The sequence below is a fragment of the Fulvivirga sp. genome, from assembly GCF_040220315.1.
Taxonomy (GTDB): Bacteria; Bacteroidota; Bacteroidia; order Cytophagales; family Cyclobacteriaceae; genus Fulvivirga.
Window position 1 is genome coordinate 1 of record NZ_JAVJUY010000236.1, and the last position, 2,288, is coordinate 2,288.

Genomic DNA, 2,288 nt, shown 5'->3' on the forward strand with positions numbered 1-2,288 from the left:
CTACTGCTAACTGCTTACTGCTTACTGCTAACTGCCTACTGCCTACTGCTAACTGCTTACTGCTAACTGCTTACTGCCTACTGCCTACTGCCTACTGCTAACAGCTTACTACTTACTACCTCCTGCCCACTATATTGTCAGAATATCAGAAAGTCGGAACATCGGACGGTCTTCAATTCAATCACTCACACAGAAAGATGCTGTAAGCATCAAAATATTTGTGGTCGGGCAAGCGGTCCAGCTCGCCTTCGAAGCGAAGGAATTTGGGCTTGGTACCCAGAGAAATGTTTCGGATGTACTTCTTAAGCGTGTTGATCACTCCACTATCGGCATTCAGTCCTCCCCACATCACCACATTGCTGTTTTTGGGATTGAGCTTGGTCTCCTGCATGACCAACATGATGTATTTGAGGTAATCCTCAGGTTTCCGGACCGCAAACTGGTTGTAGAAGATCAACTTCTGATTCTGAGAAACCAATACATGAAGAATGCCTTTGTCTACCAGACAAAACATGGATTTCTCCACCGAATGATCGTCATATTGGAGTGTTCCCTCTATCAGGGCACAAGCCTGACTTACAAGCTCGATGTGTTTTTTAGGGAAATAAGCTCTAACCGTTTCCACAAGCTTCTTGTCAGCCGCAAAAAGATGAATGGCATTACACGAAATGTGCCTGTAGTAGTGTGTCTCTTCAATCCTGGTGTTTACCTCAGCATTTAATGAAAGATAGTCTGAAGTATGCTCCGAAAGGAATACTGATGCAGGCACCAACGCATATTTGTGCGTTTTGACCGAAAGCTTTACTGTGCCCCAATCCTGCCGTGCAAGATGAGGATGTCTTTCAAAAATCTGTTTGACAACCTCCAACCGGTTGTTGATGGTCCTTACATTTTCAAACCTAAAATCCTCAATGGAAAGACACCTTCCTGTTTGGCGGTTGACCACACACAATTGCATGTCTGTGATACCTATTTGGATGGCAAGCGTATAGATAGAGCGCTTCTCCGGATCAAAGCGCTCACTTATTGCCTTTTTAGCTATGGCATATCCTAATGTGGCCGTACTGCTCAAAATTTATTCCCAGTTACCCGCAGTCGTTACACTGGTTCTGGAACCGAATCGAAGCGGCTTTTTGGTATTGTATTCGCTCTTTTCGTCTCTCTTAGGGTTCACCGGCTTAGGATTATAAACCTCAATGACGTCAACTTTTACTCCTGACTTTTCGATCTTGTCTGCCCAGATCTCAAATTTTACCGGAGGTTTGATGCCAGGAACATAGGGAAGTGTTGCCAGGTCAAACCTGGGATATACAGAAGCTTTGAATATTGAATCTTTTACTGGAACAGTACCTAAAGTGTCAATTTCAACATATAAACTATCCGCACCGTAATCCAGGGTAACAATCGTTTCTGATCTCTCAGTGATAAAAAACCTGCCAGTGTCAACAAAAGCAAGAAGTTTGTCCCAATCGCTGGTATATCGACCATTTACTGATTGAAAAGCCAATTCTGCCTCCCGAATCATCTTAAGTTGTTCAATGATTCTGGCCTCATGCCTTGCAATTCGTTTTGTTTCCTCAATGCTTGAATTGATGGAATAATAAAGGAAATAAGCAAGCCCGGCAGCTATGACTCCGAATACGATAGTTAGGATTTTTGTATTATTCATACTTTAGGTTTTTTGCAATAATAATTATTCTTATTTAACTACTGAAGCGCACGTTCTTAAATGTTGATAAAATTGATGTGTCCTTTGATCTTAAAAATGTCTCTGGGCTCATCAAAATATGAAAATGCGTTGTGAAGGGTCTTTTGATCCATGGATTTTATTTCGTTGTAAGTAATAAACTTCACTTCCTCCAGAATTTGCCGGTTTTTGGCCAATTCAGGGTCGTTTCCAAGGGTCAGCTCGCCCCCAATACGTTTCACGGAGTAGAAAAGTTCTATGGCGTGAAATCGGTCATCAATATATTCATTAACAAATAAAAACTCCTCAATATTAATTTTTAATCCGGTTTCTTCATCAAATTCCCTGATCAGCGTTTCTTCACTGTTATCTCCAAATTCTACGCCACCACCAGGAGGCGACCATAAATAACCTTTTTCTCCTACCTGATTATGTTTAAGAAGTAAAATGCTATCATCTTCCTCCAGGAGACCACATACACGCACCCTCACTCGCTGGCTAAAAGTTTTTATATCACTCACAACAGTAGATCATTTCCCAAAAAAGAACCTTAATTGACAATAGCACGTTAACTTTACTCGAAAGAAAAAGAATTGAAAAA

3 protein-coding genes are annotated in these 2,288 nt (G+C 41.3%); all 3 read right to left on the reverse strand.

Features of this window, described 5'->3' with window-relative positions; genetic code table 11:
• Positions 1-181: 181 nt before the first annotated feature.
• From RLO81_RS11320 to RLO81_RS11330, 3 genes are read right to left on the reverse strand one after another with little or no spacing between them, the layout of a single operon-like run.
• Positions 182-1,072 carry a DUF3822 family protein gene (locus RLO81_RS11320; RefSeq protein ID WP_350111550.1) on the reverse strand — a complete coding sequence of 297 codons (891 nt, stop codon included), beginning with the start codon at positions 1,070-1,072 and terminating at the stop codon, positions 182-184.
• 3 nt (positions 1,073-1,075) lie between these two features.
• On the reverse strand, positions 1,076-1,669 hold the full coding sequence (locus RLO81_RS11325; RefSeq protein ID WP_350111551.1) for a hypothetical protein: 594 nt from the start codon (positions 1,667-1,669) through the stop codon (positions 1,076-1,078).
• Between the two features lie 56 nt (positions 1,670-1,725).
• Positions 1,726-2,208: an NUDIX domain-containing protein gene (locus tag RLO81_RS11330; RefSeq protein WP_350111553.1), complete on the reverse strand. Its 483-nt coding sequence runs from the start codon at positions 2,206-2,208 to the stop codon at positions 1,726-1,728.
• Positions 2,209-2,288 lie beyond the last annotated feature (80 nt).

Coding starts and splice junctions, on each gene's coding strand:
- RLO81_RS11325 (WP_350111551.1), bottom strand. CDS start 1,669: ATGAATAATACAAAAATCCTAACTATCGTATTCGGAGTCATAGCTGCC.